Below are 22,689 nucleotides of genomic sequence, written 5' to 3' on the forward strand. Positions count from 1 at the left end.
CTTTCCTACATAAGTTTATTATTTTTAAAACATAAATCATTGCTTTTAAATTTATTGGAGTAAATTGCCAACAAAACTGTTATACAAATTCACTCACTTTTAATTGATACACATCAACTATTTACAGTGTACGAAAAAACATCCGTAACGTCAATGTTTTGAACTGAAATTTTTAATTAAAATTTAGAAATATTGTTATTCAGTAAAACTGTTACAGTTAAATAGATGAACTGTACTAATATTTGAAGCGCTTTTTACACTGTGTTACTACAACACCCACATGAATTGTTTACCCTCTTTAAATAGATTCATGCATGATATAAAAATAATTTTTATCCTTTTCGAACAACTTTTCCGATATTTTTTCATTTTTATGATAAGATATGATTGAACATGTTGATCATAGAGATAGGAGTAATATGTATGTTATTAATGAAAGATATTGTAAGAGATGGACATCCTGTTTTACGAGAAAAAGCAACAGAAGTTACAATTCCTCCATTAAAGGAAGATGTAAAAACATTAGATAATATGTTAACATTTATTAAGAATAGTCAAGATGAGGACATAGCTGAAAAATATAATTTACGATCGGGTGTTGGACTTGCCGCACCGCAAATTGGAATAAGCAAGCAATTATTAGTCGTACATTTCGAATATGATGATCAATTGTACAGCTATCAATTAATGAACCCTAAAATAATAAGTCACTCCGTCCAAAAGGCTTTTTTAGGTGGGGGGGAAGGTTGCTTATCTGTTGATGAAGTAATCGAGGGTTATGTACCGCGTAATGCAAAGATCACTGTAAAAGCTTTTGATATCAATGGAAATCCAGTGAAAATTCGATTAAAAGGATATCCGGCAATCGTCATGCAACATGAAATTGACCATTTAAATGGAATTATGTTTTATGACCATATTAATAAAGAGAATCCTTTCTACATTCCGGAAAACGCTAAAATAATTGAGTAATCGTAAAGAACAATTTTCTTAAAGGATACAAAGATTATTTCCTTTAAGGGAATTGTTCTTTTCATGCAATTTCATTGTATATTTTCTAACTAAAAGATACATCATATGTAAAAGATTTACACAATTTTATTAATATTTATTTCATTAATATCGAAATCATATTATAATGATTAATAATAGGGATTGGATCGGTTTAACCATTTTGCAAAATGTACTAGATAGGAGTGCATTGTTGCAACATAATCGCAGGACGTCTAAGCGTGAACATGACGGAAATGAAGGTTTTTTTAAAGGGACGTGTACCGCAATCACATATGACACAAAAAACAGATGTACAAAACAATACAATAAACGAAATTTAGGAGAGATAGAATGATTTATAAAGTTTTATATCAAGAATCAATAGAAGGTGCTCCAGTACGTGAAAAAACAAAAAGCCTATACGTAGAAGCATCTTCAGAACGTGAAGTTCGACAAAAGTTAAGCGATCGCAAATACAATATTGAATTAATCCAGTTATTAAATGAAGCACATTTAGAGTATGAAAAAAAATCACCAGATTTCAAAGTCGAAAGTGTGTAATCAATGAAATTTGTTAAAAACGATCAAACAGCAGTCTTTGCCCTCGGTGGCTTAGACGAAATCGGTAAAAATACGTATTGTGTACAATTCCAAGACGAAATTATTCTCATTGATGCAGGAATTAAATTCCCGGAAGATGAATTACTTGGAATTGATTATGTTATTCCAGACTATACGTATTTAGTACAAAACAAAGAAAAGATTAAAGGATTAATCGTTACACACGGACATGAGGATCATATTGGTGGGATCCCATATTTATTACGTGAATTAAACATACCTATATATGCTGGAAAACTTGCGATTGGGCTTATTAGAAAAAAATTAGAAGAACATGGCTTATTAAGAAATGCAAAATTAAACATTATTAGTGAAGACGACGTGGTAAAGTTCCATAAAACATCTGTTAGCTTTTTCCATGTTACACATAGTATCCCTGACTCTTATGGTGTCGTAGTAAAAACTCCTTCAGGAAATATCGTTCATACAGGTGATTTCAAATTTGACTTTACACCTGTTGGCGAACCTGCAAACATTGCGAAAATGGCGGAAATTGGTAAAGAAGGTGTACTTTGTTTACTATCAGATAGTACGAATAGTGAAGTACCTGGTTTTACACTTTCAGAAAGTGTTGTCAAAGAAAATATTTACGATCTTTTTGCACGTTCTAACGAAAGGTTAATTTTTGCTACATTTGCTTCCAATATTTACCGATTACAACAAGTTGTAGATGCAGCTGTTAAGTATAACCGTAAAGTTGCAATTATCGGTAGAAGTATGGAATCCGCGATTGAAATCGGTCGTGAATTAGGATACATTAATGCACCGAAAGAAACATTTATCGAGACAAACCAAATTAACCGTTATCCTGCAAATGAAATTGCAGTATTATGTACTGGTTCTCAAGGTGAGCCAATGGCAGCATTATCTAGAATCGCAAATGGTACACATCGACAAATTTCTATTGCTCCTGGAGATACTGTAGTATTCTCCTCTACACCAATCCCTGGTAACAATATAAGTGTAAGCCGCACAATTAACCAATTGATGCGTGCAGGGGCAAATGTCATTCACGGACCATTAAGTAAAATTCATACTTCAGGTCATGGTAGCCAAGAAGAGCAAAAATTAATGCTACGTTTAATGCAACCAAAATTTTTCATGCCTATCCATGGAGAATATTCTATGTTAGTAACACATACGAAACATGCCGTAGAATGTGGCGTAGAAGAACTCAATACATTCGTCATGGATAATGGGGATGTATTAGCTTTAGGAAAAGATACAGCAGCTATTGCTGGACGTGTTCCTTCTGGTTCTGTTTACGTAGATGGTAGTGGTATTGGAGATATCGGAAATATTGTTTTACGCGACCGCCGAATTCTTTCAGAAGAAGGATTAGTTATTGTCGTTGTAAGTATCGATATGAAGAACTTCGAAATCGCTGCTGGACCAGATATTATATCAAGAGGATTCGTTTATATGCGTGAATCTGAAGATTTAATAAATGAAGCACAAAAACTTGTTGCAGAACATTTAAACAAAATTATGCAACGTAAAACGAGTAAATGGTCCGAAATTAAAAATGAAATTATCGACACGATTGCACCGGTATTATATGAAAAAACGAAGCGTCGTCCGATGATTTTACCGATCATAATGGAAGTATAAAATATTCGATCTCGAATAAAAGTAGTAAATGGCATTAGTGGATTTTACTTTCCACTAATGCCATTTTTATCATACGGATGAAATCTCCAATTTTGACAATGACTTAACATCCATTAATGACGAACTATAGAGTAAAAAGCGAAAAAAGTACTGTTTATGTGTGAAAAGATAAACAGTACTTTTTTATGAATGAACTAAATGGAGGCATGTGATGATTTGTATTAATCAATTACATAATGTTTTTCAAATTTAGAAATGTCTTCGTCTGCCCCAATTACAATTAACGTATCTTCGAAATTAATTTTGTAATCAGCAGTCGGTGATACGTTAATATCTTTCCCATTTTTAATCGCTACGACGTTACACCCAAATTTTGCACGAATATTTAAATCAATCAATGTTTTCCCTAGCATTTTCTTACTCGCAGCAACTTCCACCATGCTATAGTCATCCGATAGCTCTAAATAATCTAATATATTACTTGAAATAATACTATGGGCGATACGCTTCCCCATATCTCTTTCTGGATGAACAACCTGGTTTGCCCCTATTTTATGTAATATTTTCGCGTGATAGTCACTTTGTGCTTTCACTGTAATTTTTTCGACTCCTAAATCATCCAAAATAACAGTCGTTAAAATACTCGCCTCTATATTATCACCGATTGCAACGATGACATGGTCCATATTTTTAATGCCTAATTCTTTTAATACACCTTCATCTGTCGAATCAGCAATTACTGCGTGGGAGGCAATATTTTTAAATTCATTTACTTTATGCTCATTCTTATCAATTGCTAGTACTTTCATTCCTTCTAAACTTAATTCTTCACAAACACTTCCACCAAATCGACCTAAGCCGATTACAGCAAATTCCCGTTTCATTTCTACACCGTCTTCCTAACTTTCTTCTTTTTTTGGTAATAAATAAATACAAACAAGCGCTATAATTGCCAAAATAAAAATACCAATATAAATATATTGTAATCCACTCGATAACCCTTTTTGCAAAATATGAATCGCCTCTTTTGATAAGGAGGCCATTTTGCCATCGTGTAAAAGTAAATCGATATCGTCTACACTTAATTGTTCCTCTCCATGTGATTGTATCGTTTGTCGATTAATTGCATTGTTTAATATTCCACCAAACAAAGCGACGCCGACAGCACTTCCTAATGAACGCATAAATGTATTCGAAGCTGTCGCGCTCCCTCTTTCTTTCCATGATACGGTAGATTGAATTTGCACGATAAAAGCTGTACTCGTTAACCCCATTCCTACACCAACGAAAAAAGACCCAAAACTAGCGATATAAACAGATTGTACAATGGGCAAACAAATAAATAAAATTGTCCCTATCATTAAAAACAATGCACCAATTAATGTCGTTGTACGATATCCTATTTTCAATAATAACCGACCAGATAAGGCAGATGCAATCGGCCATCCGATAGACATTGTCGTTAACGTAAATCCAGCAATTAAAGCCGATTTCCCTAATACACCTTGTACAAATGTCGGTAAATAACTCGATACACTTATCATAATAATTCCAGTTATAAATGTGGCGATATTCGCTAATCGAATAGTTTGATAAGACCAAATTGATTTTGCAATCATTGAATTACCCTTTTTACTCTTCATAAAAAACAGCGATAAAGCGGTGACAGAACTACCAAGAATGAGATAAAATTGTATCGAATTCCATGGCAATGAATTTCCACCTTCTACTAAAATGTACATAAAAAGTGTAATGCCAATCATCATAGTTATTGTACCAAATATATCGACTGATTGTTTTTCTTTTACTTTCGTTTCTTTTAAAAACATAGCGATTCCTAACATCGATAATAATCCAATCGGAATATTCATCCAAAACACATATTGCCAATTTAAAAAATCAACGAAAAACGCACCAATTAAAGGACCGATAATTGCCGATATCCCCCATACAGAAGATAAATATCCTTGTATTTTGGCACGCTCTTCTTTGGAATAAATGTCTCCAACGATTGTTGTTGCAATTGGCATCATCGCTCCAGCACCAATCCCTTGAATAAAGCGCCATCCGATTAGTGACCACATTGAAGCACTAAACCCGGCAAATAAGGAGCCGAGCAGAAAAACAGAAATTCCAAATAAATAAATTGGTTTCCTTCCATACATATCTGCTAATTTACCGAAAAGTAAAACAGTTGCACTTGATGATAATAAGTATGCAGAAAACACCCAACTATATAACGAAAAATGTTGTAAATCTGCAACGATACTTGGCATCGCTGTCGCTACAATTGTCGCTTCAATTGCGGATAAAAACATCCCTAACATGACTGCTACAAGTATAAATGGCCGTTTTAACTGATCATCCATCTAATTAATATTCATTTCCTTTCGATATTAATGTTGGTTTCGTTTTTGATAATAATCTTTTTTCAATGTTTTCAATATCGCTCTTCTTGTTAATATACCAACAAAATATCCATCATCATCTACTACACAGACAAATGGTGAATCTATAACTGCTTTTAAACCGTTAATAAATGATTCTTCTTGATGAATACTCACTAATTCATCCATTACTTCATGCACCTTTAATTCCGATAACCTTTCCATTTCATATGTTTCTACTCCTAAAATTTGATCTAAAATAACTGTTTTACTAATGGAGCCAGCTAATTTAAATGAGGTATCTAATACAGGTACAGCAAAATATCCTGAACGAATTAATACGAGTAATGCATGTTCCAAAGGATTATTTAATTGCACATGTGCTACCTTTTCAGATGGTATCATTAAATCACGTACTAAAATATTATCAATTTCTCTATCTTTTTGTGTCATACTCATGTAAAGCAACCCCTCTATCTATTAGTTTCCTACCTCAATATTGTACGTCTAATTCAACTACAACATAGAAAGAAAACGATTTCATTCTTACGTTTTTTATAAATATCTCTTTATCTATAGTGTACCACACATAAAATTTTATCACACGACATAAAACATATTTTTTTCATTTGATAAATATTGCAAGAAAGCGCTTTTTTGTGTAATCTAAATATAAACAAATGAAAAGGAGGATTACTTTGAAAGAACAAACTACTACAATGGACATTGCAAAAGCATTATTCACTATAAATAAACATGCAAAAACAGCTTTAGAACCTCAACATTTATACTTCATCAAAAAGAAAACAATCGAAAAATTACTTGATGAAGAAAAAGCTAAAAAAATCGGACTGCATTTTTCAAATAATCCGAAACTTAGTAATCAACATTCCATTTTATTAATACAAGTGGAAAACTACTACTTTCATTTACCTCCAAAAAAGGAAGACTTCAAAACGTTAGAACATCTAGGCTCATTGGATGATCATTATCGAAATCCTCGTACCAAGATGTCTTTATCAAGAGCAAAGAAAATTATTTACCAATATATTGAATGGGATGACCCACCGACGAATCGAAGAAATGATACGAATAAAAAAAGAGCGAGAAATAAAAAGCATTCATCCTTTTACATTCCTTCTTCTCTCGGAAAAATGGAATGGCCTCCAACAAAAAGATTCCCTTCAAAATATAATTAAGGAGTAGAAGAATGGGTCGTGGAACATTATTTGTATTAGTAGGAGCATTTCTTTGGGGCACGATTAGCTTTTTTGTAAAAAATCTATATGAAGCAGGCTTCACTCCGATGGAAGTAGTCACAATTCGAGTGACAGTTGCCGCAATTATTTTATGCGTTTTTACTGGGCTCACTTCTAATAAAAGTTTAAAGTTACAACGTATTTCACATATCAAGTACTTTATTGGTACCGGTGTGTTTAGTATTACATTTTTTAATTATTGTATGTTTAAAACGATCCAATTATCTACGGTACAAGTATCGGCTGCTTTATTGTATACTGGACCTGCATTTGTCATTATTATTTCACTCATAGTTTTGCATGAAAAGATTACGAGAAATAAAATTTTATCATTATTATGCACATGTGTCGGCATCATACTTGTAGTAGAATTTTTTCCACTTCAGGATAAAACAATCCCAATTATGACGATCATCATTGGGCTATGTTCTGGTATAGGTTATGCATTGTATAGTATTTTTAGCAAATTTGCTTTACAACATTATGATAGCTTAACCATTACTACATATACTTTTCTCGTTAGTGCGATTGTATTAATTCCTTTTTTTCCATTTAGTAAAAAAGGAGCACTTCTCATCCAACCTGATGTTTATTTATATGCACTAGGTTTAGGCTTCGTTCCAACTGCAATTGCTTATATTTTATATACATATGGCCTTTCTTTTATCGAAGCATCTAAAGCTGCTATTTTATCCACAATGGAACCTGTCGTTGCAACGCTAATTGGGATTTTTATTTTTACGGAGCCATTTACTATATTTCAAATTGTTGGAATGGGATGTATCCTTCTTGCGGTAATGATAATTGAGTTACCATCACTTTCCAATAGAAAAAAGAAAGTCATACAATAAAACGACATATGTTAGTTAACGTTGTTGACTCTCTTCAGTAAAATATTGATTATATTTATTTAATAAATGATCAAGTGCTTGGCTCTTTTCAATTGCCTCTTCACTTGTCATTCCTTTTAATTGAACGATTTCTATTAAATCATTACGATATCGTTCAATATGATGTAAAAGCTTGTCTTTCGTGATACACATACTTACTTTCTCTCCCTATAAATTCTAATATTTTCCTTGATTTTATTGGACGAATTACTCGAAACTAGAAAAATGCTATGTTATATTATTAACGTATGTACATAAGAAAGGATGTCCCACATGGCTAACTCCACTGCTCGCAATGAATGGTACGGTTGGTTAAAAATAATTATCGTTGCTATAATTGTTGCCTTTATCATTCGAACTTTTATTTTTTCAACCTCTATTGTAGATGGTAACAGTATGTACCCTACATTAGAAGATGGTGAAAGAGTAATTATTAATAAATTTTCCTATTTAGTTACAAACCCTCATCGTGGGGATATCGTCATTATTGAACATGATGAAAAAAATTATGTAAAACGTGTCATCGGCATGCCAAATGAAACGATCGAAATGAAAGATTATACTCTTTATATTGATGGAGAAGCTTTATCATCATCTTATGTGAGTCGTGATGTGGAAATTTTAACTGGTGATTTTGGACCGATAGAGATCCCTGAAGATTATTACTTTGTAATGGGCGATAATCGACCTGTTAGTTTAGATAGTCGACACGAACTCGGTTTAATCCATCGGTCTGAAATAACAGGCAAATCTGCTTTAATTATATACCCATTTGATAATATTGAGCTAGTACGATAAAAAAGGTTAGATTTTGTAACATACGTTACGAAACCTAACCTTTCCTTTTATTCATGGTCAAACAGGCAATACCCTATATTTAGTAATGCAAACGCTAAACAAGCAATTCCAAAGATTGTAACTAACATAATAGAAGCACCCTTTCTGCTTTTAATAAATAATGAATACATATAAATTACAATTATATCATACCAATTTTCTCATAAATAATAAAGCGTTTATATTATTTTATCCGACTAAAATTCGCTCTTTCGGATAATGGATGAACTGTTCGTTCGTTGCTAACTTTCTAAAAGTTAAAAGAAATGTAATGATTCCAACTCTTCCTATAAACATCAAAATCATTAAAATACATTTACTTACAGTAGATAACTCTTCTGTAATTCCTAAAGATAGTCCAACCGTACCAAATGCAGATGTTACTTCAAAAAACAACGATAATACGGAAACATCTTCGATAAGCGACAAAATCATTAAACTTACGAACACCATCATAATTGCTACAATCATCACTGTTACTGCTTTTTGTAAATCTTCTTCATATACTTCCCGATTAAATAATTTTAAGTTTTTACCACCACGAATAAAGGTAATTAAAAATATGACAACGAGTGCGAATGTTGTAGTGCGAATTCCTCCGCCAGCACTACTAGGGGAAGCACCAATAAACATTAAAAACGACATAAATAAATGGTTCGTTTCCGATAACATAGATACATCCATCGTTGAAAGTCCAGAACTTCTTGTTGTAACAGATTGAAATAATGCATAAAACAATGATTCATGCCAACTTTTTCCTTGAAAGAAATTTGTTCGATCAAATATATAAATAAAAATCGTTCCAATTATAATTAAACTAAAAAACGTAATCGATGTTACTTTAGTAAATAATGTGAAACGAAATTGTCTTTTTTCTCTTTTATGTAAAAATATATATTGTTTCACTTCTACTAAAACTGGAAATCCAATCGCACCAAATATAATTAAAAACATAATTGCGGATTGAACAAAATAATCGTTTGCATATGGAACAAGAGAATCATTCGTTAATGTAAATCCTGCATTTGATATAGCACTAATCGTACTGAAAAAACCATTCAAATACGCATCTTTTACATTCGAAAAATGCGGGATATAATAAGTACCAAGTAAAAATACAAAGATTGCTTCAATGACTAATACAATCAAAATAATCTGTTTTATTAAATGGACCATTCCACCAAAGGTCGTTTGGTTTTGGTCTTGCATTATAAGGCGTCTTTCCGATAAACCGATTTTTTTTCCGATAATTAACCAAAGGAATGTACTCACTGTCATAATACCTACTGCACCTAAGTGTAAAATAATTGCTAAAAAAATGATCCCTGTCGTACTAAAACTATCTCCAACTGAAATAGTGCTTAATCCTGTCACACTAACGGCACTTACTGCTGTAAATAGTATATCAATAAAGGGGATATGGACGCCTTCCTTATATGCAACAGGTAAAGATAAAAGAATCGTTGAAAAAATAATTGCTAAACCGTAAAAAATTAGCAATAACTGTGCAGGAGATAATTTATGTAATTTTTTCAATACTTTTTGTTCGTCTGCCATCCTTTTGCACCTTACTTTTCTTTATAATATTCCTTTATTTTATATCATTTCCTTGAACTTTTTCAATAAAGATTCTCCTTGATATCCTTGGTTTAAAATCTCCCGTAGCATTTCTTCGATACGACTTTTATTATCTACTACCTTACCTTGAAACAATACATTTAATTTATCTTCACCAATTTCATTAACACTAATGATTTGAGTAATGAAAAATGCGGGATCATTATCCACACGTGTGATTTTTGCTTGAATCATAATCTCTTTAATATGTTTAATTGCTTCGAAATAAGGTTTATAAGAACGATCGATAAAAGCTTCGACAAGCCAACCAATTTCATCTTCCCGATTAATAACTAATCCGTCATGAATTTTTATTTTCTTTTGGGCAATGCCTTCTTCTTCATTAGCCACTATTTCTAAATCTTTTAATTTAAATGTTTTCATCAACGGTTCCTCCTTCTTACTAAAGTATGTCAATTATAGTCACTTGTCAATATTCGTTTCCTTTTTTTAAAAAAATCGCATAAATTTCAGTCAATCGAACAATATAAACATACAAACAAAAGGAGAAAAGGTGTATATGACATGAAAAAATCATTTATTTTATCGCTATCTTTATTGTTTTTCACTCTTTCTGGCTGTATGAATGATAAACAGCCAACTAATTTAGAACCGACACGTAGTGACCCATTATCATTAATGAAATTATCATCTAAAGGTATGACTGATCAACAACCTGCAATGGACGCGAAACAATTTTTAAGTAAAGAAGAATCATTGTCAGGTGTTCGTGCAGTTAATCATAATGATGAGTTATTCATTGCGATTGAAGTAGATAATTTTCAACGATTTAATTTAAAGGATATCGAAAAAGATGTTCGCAAAAAAATTAACAATAAATATAAAAATTTTAATGTTACAGTCGTATCTGATGAAAAGCTCGTCATTGAATTAAAACAATTAGAAGAAAAAATTGAAAACAATAATATAACAGACGAACAACTCAGTAAACAGATCGAAGAATTAAAGAAACTTTCAAAAGAACAAACATAGTTTGGAGGAAGAATGATGTCGAAGAAACAAACTAAATATGAAGCATATGAAAAAAAGACGAAGGAACATGAACCGAAACGTCCTATTTTCCTCAATTGCTGTAAAGCATTCCTCATTGGAGGATTCATTTGTTTCATCGGGCAATGTATAGCAACTTTTTATATACATTATTTTGACTTTACGGAACAAACGGTTGGAAATCCAACTGTAGCAACTCTCATTATCATTACAATGTTTTTAACAGGATTCGGTCTTTATGAAAAAATCGCCCAGTTCGCTGGAGCCGGAACTGCAGTACCTGTAACAGGATTTGCAAATGCCGTTATTTCATCTGCTATTGAGCATCGACCAGAAGGATTTATTTTAGGTGTTGGATCAAATATGTTGAAATTAGCAGGTCCTGTCATTGTTTATGGTGTCTTTTCAGCTTTTTTAATCGCATTAATTAAAACAGTATTACAAATGATAGGTATTATTTGAGGTGAATAATATGATAACCGGGAAAAGTACGTGGACATTTTCTTCCTACCCAGTCATTGTAAGCAGCGGGGTTGTCGTAGGAAAAGAAGAAGCAGTTAGCAATTTAAATGGGCACTATGATGAAGCAATCGAAGATATGTTCGTCGGTGAAGATTCGTATGAACGTGCACAAGAATCATTATTAACAAAAGCAATTGATTATACAATAAAAAAATCATCTATTAAGAAAAAAAATATTCAATTTTTCATTAGTGGTGATTTAATAAATCAAATTACCCCGACTACATTTGCTGCCAAAAAACTGAATATTCCTTATTTCGGTCTGTATAGTGCTTGTGCAACATCAACGGAAGGACTAGCTTTAGCAGCGATGATGTTAGAGCAAAATGGAGCCAATTATATACTAACTGGAACGGCGAGCCATTATGCGGCAGCTGAAAGACAATTCCGCTTCCCAAATGAATATGGCGGTCAAATTCCTCCCACTGCACAACGAACAGTTACCGGTGCAGGAACCGTTCTTTTAGGAAAAGAAAAGCAAGGATTAGCAATTACTTCAGCAACGATTGGGAAGGTGATGGATTATGAAGTGACAGATCCATTTAATATGGGAGCTGCCATGGCTCCAGCAGCTGTAGATACTATTTGTCAACATTTTCAAGATCGACAAATTGATGCAAGTTATTACGATATGATTATAACAGGTGATTTAGGAGCAGTTGGACGGGCTTTAACAGAAGATTTATTAAAAAAACATCATATTACATTCCAATCGAATCAATTTATAGACTGTGGTGATTTTTTATATAAAAAAGAACAAAACATGCAAGCAGGTGGTAGTGGTGCTGCTTGTTCTTCTGTCGTAACATATGGGTATTTTTTAGAACAAATGAAGGCAAATAAAATTAACAAATTATTATTCGTTGCGACTGGTGCCCTCCATTCCCCATTAACAGTCCAACAAAAGCGGACCATTCCATCTATTGCTCATGCCGTTTCTATTGAAAGGAAGTGATGATATGTTATTCTTTTGGGCGTTTATCGTCGGTGGACTTATTTGTGTCATTGGTCAATTAATGATGGATATTGGAAAATTGACTCCTGCCCATACATTAACGACACTCGTCATTGTCGGAGCACTGTTAGATGGTTTTGGATTGTATGAACCTTTAATTGATTTTGCTGGTGCTGGTGCTACTGTTCCAATTACAAGCTTTGGAAATTCACTCGTACATGGTGCACTTTTAGAAGCTGAAAAACACGGGATTATCGGAGTAATTACAGGAATATTTGAAGTAACGAGTGCAGGTATATCAGCAGCAATCATATTCGGTGTCTTTGCCGCGATATTCTTTAAACCAAAACAATAAAAGCCTTCTTGTTCATACATAAAAGTACTTAAATATATGAATATGGCACAAAAGTTCCTTACATTTTTCCAAGTGGAACGTGAAATATCTTTATGAATTGACGTTGTAGATCAAAGAAAATAAAATCAAACCAACAAGTGTGAAGGTAGTGACCGACCTTAATCTAAAAGATTCACTGAACGGTCTCCCTTATGCACCACATCCACGCACGGATTCTTGTAACTTCGGGTCGCTTTCTTGCAACTTTGTGTCGGATTCTTGCAACTTTGGGTCGCTTTCTTGCAACTTTGGGTCGGATTCTTGCAACTTCGAGCCGGATTCTTGCAACTTCGGGTCGAATTCTTGCAACTTCGAGCCGCATTCTTGCAACTTTGGGTCGGATTCTTGCAACTTTGGGTCGCATTCTTGCAACTTCGGGTCGCATTCTTGCAACTTCGGGTCGGATTCTTGCAACTTCGGGTCGGATTCTTGCAACTTTGGGTCGCATTCTTGCAACTTCGAGCCGGATTCTTGTAACTTCGGGTCGCTTTCTTGCAACTTTGGGTCGCTTTCTTGCAACTTTGGGTCGGATTCTTGCAACTTCGAGCCGGATTCTTGCAACTTCGACCTGAATTCTTGCAACTTCGGGTCACATTCTTGCAACTTCGACCCACATTTTTGTAACTTCCTTTTTCCATATTTACACTTTAAATTTGCATAACGATTAAAATCATTCAGCTATTCTTTCCTTATATATATCCCATAAATGGAGACATACTTAATTTCGATGGAATACTGATATCTCCAATCTGTCTATTTTTATCCTGCATTAGGATTGCCGCTTTCTGTTATAAGATGAAACCAACTTTATCTTATCAAAATAGGAAGCATTTTTAATACTACGCTAAAAGTTACTTAAAACTCCCGGCAAACCCAGAGGGGTTTTCAAATGCAGAAAAAAGGAATTCCAGTAAAAATTCATTTATACTGAAATTCCTATTTGTAGTTCACTCTCGCTTTATCCCAACTTCACATCTATCATGACAAATAAAAATATTATCGTTTGCAAATAATTTTGTATCGTACCCTTCCAAAACCTTTACATACATTTTTTGTTAAAATTAGTTTATTGCAATCGCAATTTTTCCGAATTGATCATTCACTTCTAATAGTTCCATTGCCTCTTTTATGTTTTCTAATTCATATGTATGACCAACAACCGGTCGAATTTCCTTTTCCTCCATCAATGTTAATAATTCCTCTAATTCTTCTCTCGAGCCCATTGTCGATCCTAATATTTGTTGCTGCGCATAGAAAAATTTCCGAATATCGATATTCACGATATCTTCTGTCGTAGCTCCAAAAACAACCATTCTTCCACCATGACGTAACACATCTAAGGATCGGTTAAATGTCGCTCTTCCAACACTGTCGATTACGAGGTCAATTTTTTCAGCTTGAAGTGCTACCACCCAATCATCACTTGTATCAAGCGCAATGTCTGCACCAATTTTCAATGCCGCTTCACGCTTCTGTGCACTTCTGGAAGTAACAATAACTTTCGCCCCAAGTGCTTTTGCAAACTGAATCATATAAGTTGCAACACCACTTCCCGCACCAGGAATAAATACCGTTTCGCCTTCTTTTACTTGGCCTTTCGTTACGAGAGCTCTATAGCCAGTTAAAGCCGCTAAAGCCAATACACCCGCTTCCTCCCATGATAAATAAGCTGGTTTATGTTGTAACTGATTTTTATCAATGACAATTTTTTCAGCGATTGTCCCGTGATCAGGCATTCCTAAAATATCAAACCCTGCCGGTGGTGCATCACTATTTCTGTCCCAACGTAATGCCGGATTAATTATTACTTCATCTCCTGGTTTCCAGTTTGTCACATTTTCCCCTACCGTATCCACGATACCTGCACCATCAGATCCTAAGATTAACGGTGTATCTTCATTTCCAACTCGACTCGGAATATATAAATCACGTCTATTTAATCCTGCTACTTTTAATTGTACAGAGACATCATCTGGTCCAAGTGCCGGTGTTTCTATTTCTTGTACATTTAATTGTCCATTTTGTAATACTAATGCTTTCATGTTTATCACCTTTCTTTATTGTAAATAAGATGCAAATTGTTCTAAATGTGTTAAATCATGCATATCGTGAGGAAAAAAAGGAACATACATTAATTTTTCACGTGTAAACTTTTCTTCTATTTGTTGTAAATATTGTCGTTCATGTTTTTTTCTTTGCTGAAAGAACTTTCCGTCCTCCACATCGGGGAGTACTCGATTGACAATTAAGGTGGATACAACTAAATCATATTTTTTTAATAATTGAATCGCATTGTCTGTTTCTACAATCGATAATTTTTCCGGATTAAGCACAAACATAAATGCTGTTTCATCCCCATTCAACATGATCTCACGCGCTCGTTTAAACTTAGCTTGTCTTTCTTGTAATACATCGAATATTGGGTCCTCAATCGGTTCACCATCATGTAGTAATCGAGAGTAATTTTCTCTCGTTTTATGACGCTTTTCTAATAAACCTTGAATCCATATTCCCATTATTTCGGGTAAAGACAATAAACGAATCGTATGTCCGGTTGGAGCTGTATCAAAAATAACTTTATCGAATGCCTCACTCTCTTCTATCATAATAGATATGAGGCGATCAAACAAGGCAGCTTCATCTGCTCCCGGTGATGCTTGTGCCGTATCCAATTGTCGATGCACTTCTTCCATCATCGTCGGCTTAACAACCCCCTTTATATTTCCTTTCACAGTTTCGATATATTTTTTCGTTTCATATGCCGGATCAATTTCTATCGCATATAAATAATCATTTATTTTCGTTTTTGTCGGGCCGATTTTTTTATGAAAAATATGCCCGGTATTATGGGCAGGGTCTGTCGATACGAGCAATGTTTTCTTTTGTTCTGTCGACATCTGCCAAGCTAAAGCTGCTGATGTTGTAGATTTTCCTACACCACCTTTTCCGCCGATAAATACGATCTTTTTATCTACCATCTTCTTCCCACTCCTTTAACAACAACGAAAACCTGATAACGGCGAGTGATCCATTCCCATTCGTAAATGCCACTCATGAAACTCCTCTAACATATATGGATATAATTCTAATGTATAATAATAAACAGGATTCGGAATGCCAATCATTTCTGAATATAGAAGCAAGAAAAAAATATCATCCTCGTCTCTCAATTCTCTCGCAATTTCACCTTTATGTGGTAAGCTAATAACTTCCTCATAATACTGAATAAGTCTTTTTAATTTATCCAACATCTTTTTTCACCCTGTTCAAGGAAAAAAAGAGACTGTAAAAGCAGTCTCTTTATCCAATTTTATCTTGATCAATCGATGTACCATCACTTTTTCGTAAAGCAGAAAAAGCCGTTAAAGAAATCCAAATAGCAAAAACAAAAATAATTGCTCCGAAAACAAACAGTAAATTATTTTGATCTGATCCTAACCAAGACCATTCATAGACGACTTGTTGAAACATCGCAATTAAAGTTGTACCTAGAACGAAAAACATCGGTACAAGTACCGGAACATAATTACGTCCTAATCGTTGTAACCAAACTGCTACAAGCAACAAACTAATCGCAGCTAATAGTTGGTTCGCTGTTCCGAATAATGGCCATAAAACATACCCACCTGAACCAAATCCATTTGGTCCTTCAGGTAATAATACGAGTGCTGCACTAGAAACAACCGCAACAGTCGTTGCAACGTGTTTTTTCTCCAAGGCTGGAACATTGTACTCCATTCCAAGTTCTGCAATAATATAACGCATTAAACGTACAGATGAATCTAATGTCGTTGCCGCAAAGCTTACGACAATAATCGAAACAATTGTTGTCGCTATATCTGTTGGTATCATTAATCCTTCAGCTAAATTTGCAGCTCCTAGTACGAAATTACCTAAACCAGTTCCATTCGCTTCAGCAAAACTACTATACGTACCTAAGAACTCTTCCTTACTAGAAAATAATGTCGCTACAGCTAAAATAGAAATAAGTGCTAAAACCCCTTCCCCTACAGCACCTAAATAACCTACCATTCTAGCATCCGTTTCTTTATTTAATTGTTTAGAAGAAGTACCAGATGACACAAGACCGTGGAATCCTGATATTGCACCACATGCAATAGTAATAAATAAAAGTGGGAACCATTGTTTGTCATCTACCGCATTTGTTGCTGGTGCAGAAATGGTCGGATTCGTAAATAATAACCCTAAATATAAAATTCCTAAACCGACGACTAGTTGGTGTGAATTAATAAAATCTCTTGGCTGTAGTAATTTCCATACTGGTAAAGTAGAGGCAATATACACATAAATCATTAAAATCATAATCCATATAAAAAATGCTGTTCCAACTGTTGACAAACCAAATAAACCAGTACCTTCTTCTCCTCCCATATAGCGGACAAGGTCAATTTGTAAAAATTGATATTTACTCGCTAAAATTGCCGCTAAATACATAATAACTAATGCAATTAGAGAAGGTACTAACATTTTCTTTTGACGTTTATACACGGCATATCCAATCCATACTGCTAATGGAATTTGAATAAAAACAGGTAAGACACTCGATGGATATGTAATAAATAAATTCGAAATTACCCAAGCAAATACGGCATTTACCATCAAGACTAAAATAAGAATAATAAATAGAAATAAAATCTTTGCACGTTGTCCAATTAATTTATCAGCGATTGTTCCAACAGATTGTCCTTTATTTCGTACGGATAATACTAATGTTCCAAAATCATGGACTCCTGCTGCAAAAACAGTTCCTAATAATACCCAAAGTAATGCAGGTAACCATCCCCAATATACTGCTATCGCCGGCCCTAAAATAGGTGCTGCTCCTGCAACAGACGTAAAATGATGCCCCCATAAAACAAATTTATTTGTCGGAACAAAGTCTACGCCATCATTAAATTGATGTGCTGGTGTTTTATAATTCGGGTCTAGTCTAAAGATTTTCTCTGCAATATACTTCGAATAATAGCGATACCCTAAAGCTAAGACGACCATTCCAATGATTGCTACAAGAATTGCATTCAAACTAATTCCCTCCTATTCAATTCATCTTACTTATCTTATCCATGTGCACCCCTTTCCGTTTTTTGATTATTCACACATTTGTAACAACTATATTAGCATATTTTTTCCGTTATGCAACTGTATCATTATTATATGACATTGTTTATGCTTTTATGTTGGAAGCAACTAGTATATTAATTAGCGATCATCTTCCAAAACAAAGATGGGTTGCTTTTGTATACTTCATTTTATTTGAATAAAAAATCCCCTAAGAGAAACAGATTTGTCCGTAGACCCTGTTTATCTTAAGGGGAAAATTTTAACACTATTTTATTTTAAGCTTTTAATAACGATTCAAATTGATTTAACTTTTCTTCAAATACCGCTAATGCAGATAAAACGGGTGCTTTTTCCGTCATATCGACACCTGCTTTTTTTAGTACCTCAATAGGAAAATCACTACTACCAGCTTTTAAATAATTGATATATCGTTCCACTGCTGTTTCTTTTTCTGTCAGTATTTGATTTGCTAACGATGTTGCAGCAGCAAAGCCCGTTGCATATTGATATACGTAATAATTGTAATAGAAATGAGGAATACGTGCCCATTCCAATCCAATCTCTTCATCAATAATAATATTTGGCCCGAAATATTTCTTATTTAAGTCATAGTAAATTTCTGTTAATGATTGTGCTGTTAAAGGTTCTCCGTTTTGATCACGTACATGAATATCATGCTCGAATTCTGCAAACATCGTTTGACGGAACACGGTTGCACGGAATCCTTCTAAGAAATGATTCAACACAAATAACTTTTCTTTCTCATCTTCTAAATGGTCTAATAAGTATTCTGTTAGCAACACTTCATTACACGTCGAAGCTACTTCTGCTACAAATATCGAATAGTTTCCATAACGGTACGGTTGATATTTTCTCGTATAATAACTATGGACTGAGTGCCCTAACTCATGTGTCAATGTATAAATATCATCCAGTTTATTTTGCCAATTTAATAATATAAATGGATTAGTATCATATGAACCAGATGAATAAGCTCCACTGCGTTTTCCTTTGTTTTCTACAACATCAATCCAACGATTATCGAATGCTTCCCGAACAATAGCAACATACTCTTCGCCTAATGGTGCTAAACTCTTTAAAACGATGTCTTGTGCTTGTTCATACGTAAAATTCATTTTAACCCCTTTTACAAGCGGAGTATATATATCATACATATGTACTTCATCTAACTCTAAAGCTTCTTTACGTAATTCTGTATATCGATGTAATAATGGAAGTTCTTCATGAATCGCTTCCAGTAATTGATCATAAACCTTTTCAGGAATATTGTTGTTATCTAAAGCTGATTGCCTTGCTGAGTCATACTTACGTACTTTCGCATAAAAATTATCTGTTTTAATATTTCCACTTAAAGTTGTGGCAAATGTATTTTTAAATGAACCAAATGTGTCATACATCGCTTTAAAAGCATCTTGACGAACTTGGCGGTTATCTGACTTTAAAAAGTTAACATAACGTCCATGTGTTAACTCAACTTCTTCTCCCTTTTCGTCTTTAATCAATGGGAATGTTAAATCAGCGTTGTTTAACATGCCAAATGTTTGTGATGGAGTAGACAATGCTTCAGATGCCTCTGATAATAACATCTCCTCTCTTTCACTTAGTACATGTTCTTTTTGACGTTCCATTTCATCTAACACTTTTTTATATAAACGTAATGATTCATTCTCTTCTAAAAACTGAGCGATTTTCGCACTATCAATCGTAATGATTTCTGGTACGACATAACTCATTGCACTGGAGTAATTTGTAATTAACATTTCTGCACGTTGATTCATCGCCTGGTACGTTGCGTTTGTCGTATTCTCATCATAACGCATCCGAGAATAAGCATATAACTTTCCGAAACGTGCGGATAAATTATCTTGTAGCGTAAATAATTCATACAAGGTATTTGCGGAATCCCCTAATTTACCTTGGAATGCAGTTACTTTTGGAATTTCTTCTTGAAGTGCTTGAAATTCCTCTTCCCACCGCTCATCTGTTGCAAATATAGATGCTAAATCCCATGTTAATTCAACAGGAACATCTTCTCTTTTTGGTAATTCTTTCGTCATTTCAGCCATCATCAATTCCTCCTCTTATAAACGTCACAAAGAATGTTCTATATGTTCTTTATTATACATGAATCCTAATAAAAGTTCATAATCCCCGTCGAGCGCTTCGTCCAAATTTTTATAATGCGAAATCTGTTTTTTCTTTACATACACGCCTTTCGTCATTTCTTGGATTATACCAACTTGACATAATAACTCTAAATATTCACGCGCTGGGTGTTTTTCTATTTTTAGTAGTGGAAAATAACTAAGATCCATCATTTGACTCCGAATAAGCCATTCAGCTTCTTTTTCTGTAAATGTCGTATGTATCTCTTTATCATCTATTAAGTCATATAAAATCCTACTTTGCCACTGCCATAATGAAACGCGCATCACCATTTGATTTTTTATTGGGAGATGAATATAAGATGGCAAAATAGTACGATGAAGCCGCTTTTCATATAATGAGCTTTCCCACTTTCGCTCTTTTCCATACGTCATTTGGCGATAGAGTCGGAAGCGTTTCTTTTCATTTCTCCAAACTGAAACATATCTATGTATGTTTAAAGGCTTCTCAGCAAATAAATGACGTAAATCAATTTGTTGAAGTGGATACATTTGTTGTTGCACATAAGCAATATTGCCTTTCAAAAAGTATATATGTTGTATGATCGATATTTTTTCTTCCCTTGGACATAAATAATATAGAAATGTTGGTCCTTCCTCTCGATACTGATGGACCATATGGTGAGCAAACGGATGTATTTTTATAAGATCGGTTGTGACACGTTCATATAAATTTGTACCTAAAATCCAAATTGGTGTAATATCTAATTTTCGATAACCTTCATTTCTTTTGATTACTTCTTTTAAAGGGATTTTTGCACATTGAAATTCGATTGCTACTTTCTTACTCCCTATTTCAAAATAAATATCTGGTCGTTGTTGGATTTCAGCAATGTAATATTCTATTCGTACATTCACTCCTTGATCGATAAACCATTGATAAAGCAATAATTTTCCCTTTTGGTGAAACTCCCCTTCCCCACCACTATATGTACACTCTACCTTTGAACGATGTGCAAAATGTGGAATAACTTTGATTCCCGATTTGATCAATACATCTGATTTACACGCTGGGCAATAAAATGTCTCTAATCTTAATGATTCCACCTCTTCTTTCGGCAATAATGCTAAAGTAACCATTCTCCCGTCTTTCATTTCCGCCGTCAACATAGTTAAACACACCCTTTATCTTTTTATGCGTTATTGTACATAAAAAAACTCGAATTGCCGAATGGACAAAACTCGAGTTTTGGGATGTAAAACAGCTATAAAAATCAATTTTACTCTAGGAGAAATTGTAGTTTTAGACATAAATATTATCGTAAAATTCAAATTTAGCATGTAGGAAACTTTTTACTAAAATAAGCAACGTCTTATATGTACTTTTGCTTTTTACACGTTTCATTAATTGTTATCACCATATTACCATTTTATACGAAAAGACCGTGGTAAAATAAAACGACCATGATAATATACAGGTTCATTCTGTCATCTATCATGGTCGAGCTAGATTACGGTTCAAAATATTGTCTCACATTACGGAATACGTCATTTTCAAATACGACTACTCCATACTCCTCTAAAATATGTGGAGTATAATCAGCCTCTTGGCTAAATTCTAAAATTTGGCTTAAAATATCTTCTTGTTCGTCGTATAATTCCTCAGGAATTTCAACATATAAGTGATATTTTCCTTCATAATGATAGAGCACTGTTCGAATATCAAATTCAAACAATGTGGAAATATTATGGCTTAATTGGATAACATCCTCTAATTCTTCGAAAGTAGATACCATCCATAAACTATCTTCATCCATATTTTCTTTATTGTCCATTTGCTGATGTTTAGCTAATTTTTCTTCAATATAACTACGTGCTTTATCATTAATTGTAATATCAAATGTATCTTCAATTTCGTCAAATGATTCGAAAGGGGAATCCCCTTTTCCTAATTGTGCTTTCGTTACAATAATTTCTAAACCTTTCTCTAACGCTTGTACTTGGATCCATAAAGGTCCCTCAACAGAAAAGTCTTCTTTATAATTTACTTCATCCATCATTTGCCAAAATAATTGTTCACTTCGTTCACGGTTATACCAAATTTCCTCTCGCTCAAATCCGCGATCTTCAATATCAACATAAGAAATATAAAATTTTACCGTATTTTCGTTAATTCTTTCTATCTCCATTTAATACCTCTCCCTTCGATCAAAATTAAACAATCCTTAGCACCTAACTTGAACAAGGTGGAAGAGATTACTTACTGAATTTATTATACTTATCTCTATTGTATGTTATCTTACGTGAGATGAAAATATAAATGCCTATTTATCAATGTGAATATAATATACTATCTTTCGAAACATTTTTCAATATTTCACCTT

24 protein-coding genes are annotated in these 22,689 nt (G+C 33.7%); 10 read left to right on the forward strand and 14 right to left on the reverse strand.

The genetic code is table 11. The annotated features are described in order from the left end of the window. Positions 1–423 precede the first annotated feature (423 nt). From def to rnjA, 3 genes are all read left to right on the forward strand, one after another. The gene (def, locus tag SPD45_RS01730) at positions 424–972 is read left to right on the forward strand and encodes a peptide deformylase (RefSeq protein WP_336265858.1); all 549 of its coding nucleotides are present in this window, start codon (positions 424–426) and stop codon (positions 970–972) included. A gap of 372 nt (positions 973–1,344) precedes the next feature. Next, positions 1,345–1,554, forward strand: coding sequence for a DNA-dependent RNA polymerase subunit epsilon (locus SPD45_RS01735; RefSeq protein WP_336265859.1), 210 nt, complete (start codon positions 1,345–1,347; stop codon positions 1,552–1,554). A 3-nt stretch (positions 1,555–1,557) separates the two neighbouring features. Beyond that, complete coding sequence (rnjA, locus tag SPD45_RS01740) at positions 1,558–3,225, forward strand: ribonuclease J1 (RefSeq protein ID WP_336265860.1); 1,668 nt, start codon at positions 1,558–1,560, stop codon at positions 3,223–3,225. Between the two features lie 221 nt (positions 3,226–3,446). On the opposite strand, the gene SPD45_RS01745 is transcribed toward rnjA, so the two are convergent. Genes SPD45_RS01745 through cbpB form a run of 3 tightly spaced genes read right to left on the reverse strand, consistent with a single transcriptional unit; the run spans position 3,447 to position 6,071 of the window. Beyond that, positions 3,447–4,109, reverse strand: a complete 663-nt coding sequence (locus SPD45_RS01745; protein ID WP_336265861.1) for a potassium channel family protein — start codon at positions 4,107–4,109, stop codon at positions 3,447–3,449. A gap of 15 nt (positions 4,110–4,124) precedes the next feature. After that, positions 4,125–5,594 (reverse strand): MDR family MFS transporter, encoded by a 1,470-nt coding sequence (locus SPD45_RS01750; RefSeq protein ID WP_336265862.1) that lies wholly within the window; start codon positions 5,592–5,594, stop codon positions 4,125–4,127. Between the two features lie 27 nt (positions 5,595–5,621). After that, complete coding sequence (cbpB, locus tag SPD45_RS01755) at positions 5,622–6,071, reverse strand: cyclic-di-AMP-binding protein CbpB (RefSeq protein WP_336265863.1); 450 nt, start codon at positions 6,069–6,071, stop codon at positions 5,622–5,624. 221 nt (positions 6,072–6,292) lie between these two features. On the opposite strand from cbpB, the gene SPD45_RS01760 reads away from it, so the two are divergent. Then, the gene (locus tag SPD45_RS01760) at positions 6,293–6,811 is read left to right on the forward strand and encodes a YkyB family protein (RefSeq protein ID WP_442961973.1); all 519 of its coding nucleotides are present in this window, start codon (positions 6,293–6,295) and stop codon (positions 6,809–6,811) included. An 11-nt stretch (positions 6,812–6,822) separates the two neighbouring features. Beyond that, positions 6,823–7,722 (forward strand): DMT family transporter, encoded by a 900-nt coding sequence (locus SPD45_RS01765; protein ID WP_336265864.1) that lies wholly within the window; start codon positions 6,823–6,825, stop codon positions 7,720–7,722. 15 nt (positions 7,723–7,737) lie between these two features. Here the strand turns inward: SPD45_RS01765 and SPD45_RS01770 are convergent, their stop codons facing one another. After that, positions 7,738–7,914: an aspartyl-phosphate phosphatase Spo0E family protein gene (locus SPD45_RS01770; RefSeq protein ID WP_336265865.1), complete on the reverse strand. Its 177-nt coding sequence runs from the start codon at positions 7,912–7,914 to the stop codon at positions 7,738–7,740. Positions 7,915–8,034: 120 nt separating this feature from the next. Here SPD45_RS01770 and lepB point away from each other — a divergent pair, with 120 nt between their 5' ends. Then, positions 8,035–8,559 carry a signal peptidase I gene (gene lepB, locus SPD45_RS01775; protein WP_336265866.1) on the forward strand — a complete coding sequence of 175 codons (525 nt, stop codon included), beginning with the start codon at positions 8,035–8,037 and terminating at the stop codon, positions 8,557–8,559. Between the two features lie 228 nt (positions 8,560–8,787). Here lepB and SPD45_RS01780 read toward each other — a convergent pair whose 3' ends face one another. Together SPD45_RS01780 and SPD45_RS01785 are read right to left on the reverse strand one after the other, a co-directional pair. Next, positions 8,788–10,155 (reverse strand): TrkH family potassium uptake protein, encoded by a 1,368-nt coding sequence (locus tag SPD45_RS01780; RefSeq protein WP_336265867.1) that lies wholly within the window; start codon positions 10,153–10,155, stop codon positions 8,788–8,790. A 39-nt stretch (positions 10,156–10,194) separates the two neighbouring features. Beyond that, the gene (locus tag SPD45_RS01785) at positions 10,195–10,599 is read right to left on the reverse strand and encodes a YwpF family protein (protein WP_336265868.1); all 405 of its coding nucleotides are present in this window, start codon (positions 10,597–10,599) and stop codon (positions 10,195–10,197) included. A gap of 141 nt (positions 10,600–10,740) precedes the next feature. Between SPD45_RS01785 and SPD45_RS01790 the strand changes: the two genes are divergently transcribed. Genes SPD45_RS01790 through spoVAE form a run of 4 tightly spaced genes read left to right on the forward strand, consistent with a single transcriptional unit; the run spans position 10,741 to position 13,058 of the window. Then, positions 10,741–11,208, forward strand: coding sequence for a YhcN/YlaJ family sporulation lipoprotein (locus SPD45_RS01790; protein WP_336265869.1), 468 nt, complete (start codon positions 10,741–10,743; stop codon positions 11,206–11,208). A 12-nt stretch (positions 11,209–11,220) separates the two neighbouring features. Beyond that, on the forward strand, positions 11,221–11,688 hold the full coding sequence (spoVAC, locus tag SPD45_RS01795) for a stage V sporulation protein AC (protein ID WP_442961974.1): 468 nt from the start codon (positions 11,221–11,223) through the stop codon (positions 11,686–11,688). 10 nt (positions 11,689–11,698) lie between these two features. Continuing rightward, positions 11,699–12,703: a stage V sporulation protein AD gene (gene spoVAD, locus SPD45_RS01800; RefSeq protein WP_336265871.1), complete on the forward strand. Its 1,005-nt coding sequence runs from the start codon at positions 11,699–11,701 to the stop codon at positions 12,701–12,703. A 4-nt stretch (positions 12,704–12,707) separates the two neighbouring features. Beyond that, positions 12,708–13,058 carry a stage V sporulation protein AE gene (gene spoVAE / locus SPD45_RS01805; RefSeq protein WP_336265872.1) on the forward strand — a complete coding sequence of 117 codons (351 nt, stop codon included), beginning with the start codon at positions 12,708–12,710 and terminating at the stop codon, positions 13,056–13,058. A gap of 189 nt (positions 13,059–13,247) precedes the next feature. On the opposite strand, the gene SPD45_RS01810 is transcribed toward spoVAE, so the two are convergent. The 8 genes from SPD45_RS01810 to mecA form a co-directional block, all read right to left on the reverse strand. Continuing rightward, on the reverse strand, positions 13,248–13,700 hold the full coding sequence (locus tag SPD45_RS01810) for a hypothetical protein (RefSeq protein ID WP_336265873.1): 453 nt from the start codon (positions 13,698–13,700) through the stop codon (positions 13,248–13,250). A 458-nt stretch (positions 13,701–14,158) separates the two neighbouring features. Further along, on the reverse strand, positions 14,159–15,139 hold the full coding sequence (locus SPD45_RS01815; protein ID WP_336265874.1) for a zinc-binding dehydrogenase: 981 nt from the start codon (positions 15,137–15,139) through the stop codon (positions 14,159–14,161). Positions 15,140–15,154: 15 nt separating this feature from the next. Continuing rightward, complete coding sequence (locus SPD45_RS01820) at positions 15,155–16,075, reverse strand: ArsA family ATPase (protein WP_336265875.1); 921 nt, start codon at positions 16,073–16,075, stop codon at positions 15,155–15,157. Between the two features lie 15 nt (positions 16,076–16,090). Further along, the gene (locus tag SPD45_RS01825) at positions 16,091–16,348 is read right to left on the reverse strand and encodes a cory-CC-star protein (RefSeq protein ID WP_336265877.1); all 258 of its coding nucleotides are present in this window, start codon (positions 16,346–16,348) and stop codon (positions 16,091–16,093) included. Between the two features lie 49 nt (positions 16,349–16,397). Beyond that, complete coding sequence (locus tag SPD45_RS01830; RefSeq protein ID WP_336265878.1) at positions 16,398–18,140, reverse strand: carbon starvation CstA family protein; 1,743 nt, start codon at positions 18,138–18,140, stop codon at positions 16,398–16,400. A 314-nt stretch (positions 18,141–18,454) separates the two neighbouring features. Next, positions 18,455–20,266: an oligoendopeptidase F gene (pepF, locus tag SPD45_RS01835; RefSeq protein WP_336265879.1), complete on the reverse strand. Its 1,812-nt coding sequence runs from the start codon at positions 20,264–20,266 to the stop codon at positions 18,455–18,457. Positions 20,267–20,290: 24 nt separating this feature from the next. Further along, on the reverse strand, positions 20,291–21,475 hold the full coding sequence (locus tag SPD45_RS01840) for a competence protein CoiA (RefSeq protein ID WP_336265880.1): 1,185 nt from the start codon (positions 21,473–21,475) through the stop codon (positions 20,291–20,293). Between the two features lie 341 nt (positions 21,476–21,816). Further along, the gene (gene mecA, locus SPD45_RS01845) at positions 21,817–22,494 is read right to left on the reverse strand and encodes an adaptor protein MecA (protein ID WP_336265881.1); all 678 of its coding nucleotides are present in this window, start codon (positions 22,492–22,494) and stop codon (positions 21,817–21,819) included. Positions 22,495–22,689 lie beyond the last annotated feature (195 nt).

This window comes from Pseudogracilibacillus sp. SO10305 (assembly GCF_037072005.1).
GTDB lineage: Bacteria > Bacillota > Bacilli > Bacillales > Amphibacillaceae > Pseudogracilibacillus > Pseudogracilibacillus intestinigallinarum.

Coding starts and splice junctions, on each gene's coding strand:
- def (WP_336265858.1), top strand. CDS start 424: ATGTTATTAATGAAAGATATTGTAAGAGATGGACATCCTGTTTTACGA.
- SPD45_RS01735 (WP_336265859.1), top strand. CDS start 1,345: ATGATTTATAAAGTTTTATATCAAGAATCAATAGAAGGTGCTCCAGTA.
- rnjA (WP_336265860.1), top strand. CDS start 1,558: ATGAAATTTGTTAAAAACGATCAAACAGCAGTCTTTGCCCTCGGTGGC.
- SPD45_RS01745 (WP_336265861.1), bottom strand. CDS start 4,109: ATGAAACGGGAATTTGCTGTAATCGGCTTAGGTCGATTTGGTGGAAGT.
- SPD45_RS01750 (WP_336265862.1), bottom strand. CDS start 5,594: ATGGATGATCAGTTAAAACGGCCATTTATACTTGTAGCAGTCATGTTA.
- cbpB (WP_336265863.1), bottom strand. CDS start 6,071: ATGAGTATGACACAAAAAGATAGAGAAATTGATAATATTTTAGTACGT.
- SPD45_RS01760 (WP_442961973.1), top strand. CDS start 6,293: ATGAAAAGGAGGATTACTTTGAAAGAACAAACTACTACAATGGACATT.
- SPD45_RS01765 (WP_336265864.1), top strand. CDS start 6,823: ATGGGTCGTGGAACATTATTTGTATTAGTAGGAGCATTTCTTTGGGGC.
- SPD45_RS01770 (WP_336265865.1), bottom strand. CDS start 7,914: ATGTGTATCACGAAAGACAAGCTTTTACATCATATTGAACGATATCGT.
- lepB (WP_336265866.1), top strand. CDS start 8,035: ATGGCTAACTCCACTGCTCGCAATGAATGGTACGGTTGGTTAAAAATA.
- SPD45_RS01780 (WP_336265867.1), bottom strand. CDS start 10,155: ATGGCAGACGAACAAAAAGTATTGAAAAAATTACATAAATTATCTCCT.
- SPD45_RS01785 (WP_336265868.1), bottom strand. CDS start 10,599: ATGAAAACATTTAAATTAAAAGATTTAGAAATAGTGGCTAATGAAGAA.
- SPD45_RS01790 (WP_336265869.1), top strand. CDS start 10,741: ATGAAAAAATCATTTATTTTATCGCTATCTTTATTGTTTTTCACTCTT.
- spoVAC (WP_442961974.1), top strand. CDS start 11,221: ATGATGTCGAAGAAACAAACTAAATATGAAGCATATGAAAAAAAGACG.
- spoVAD (WP_336265871.1), top strand. CDS start 11,699: ATGATAACCGGGAAAAGTACGTGGACATTTTCTTCCTACCCAGTCATT.
- spoVAE (WP_336265872.1), top strand. CDS start 12,708: ATGTTATTCTTTTGGGCGTTTATCGTCGGTGGACTTATTTGTGTCATT.
- SPD45_RS01815 (WP_336265874.1), bottom strand. CDS start 15,139: ATGAAAGCATTAGTATTACAAAATGGACAATTAAATGTACAAGAAATA.
- SPD45_RS01820 (WP_336265875.1), bottom strand. CDS start 16,075: ATGGTAGATAAAAAGATCGTATTTATCGGCGGAAAAGGTGGTGTAGGA.
- SPD45_RS01825 (WP_336265877.1), bottom strand. CDS start 16,348: ATGTTGGATAAATTAAAAAGACTTATTCAGTATTATGAGGAAGTTATT.
- pepF (WP_336265879.1), bottom strand. CDS start 20,266: ATGGCTGAAATGACGAAAGAATTACCAAAAAGAGAAGATGTTCCTGTT.
- SPD45_RS01840 (WP_336265880.1), bottom strand. CDS start 21,475: ATGTTGACGGCGGAAATGAAAGACGGGAGAATGGTTACTTTAGCATTA.
- mecA (WP_336265881.1), bottom strand. CDS start 22,494: ATGGAGATAGAAAGAATTAACGAAAATACGGTAAAATTTTATATTTCT.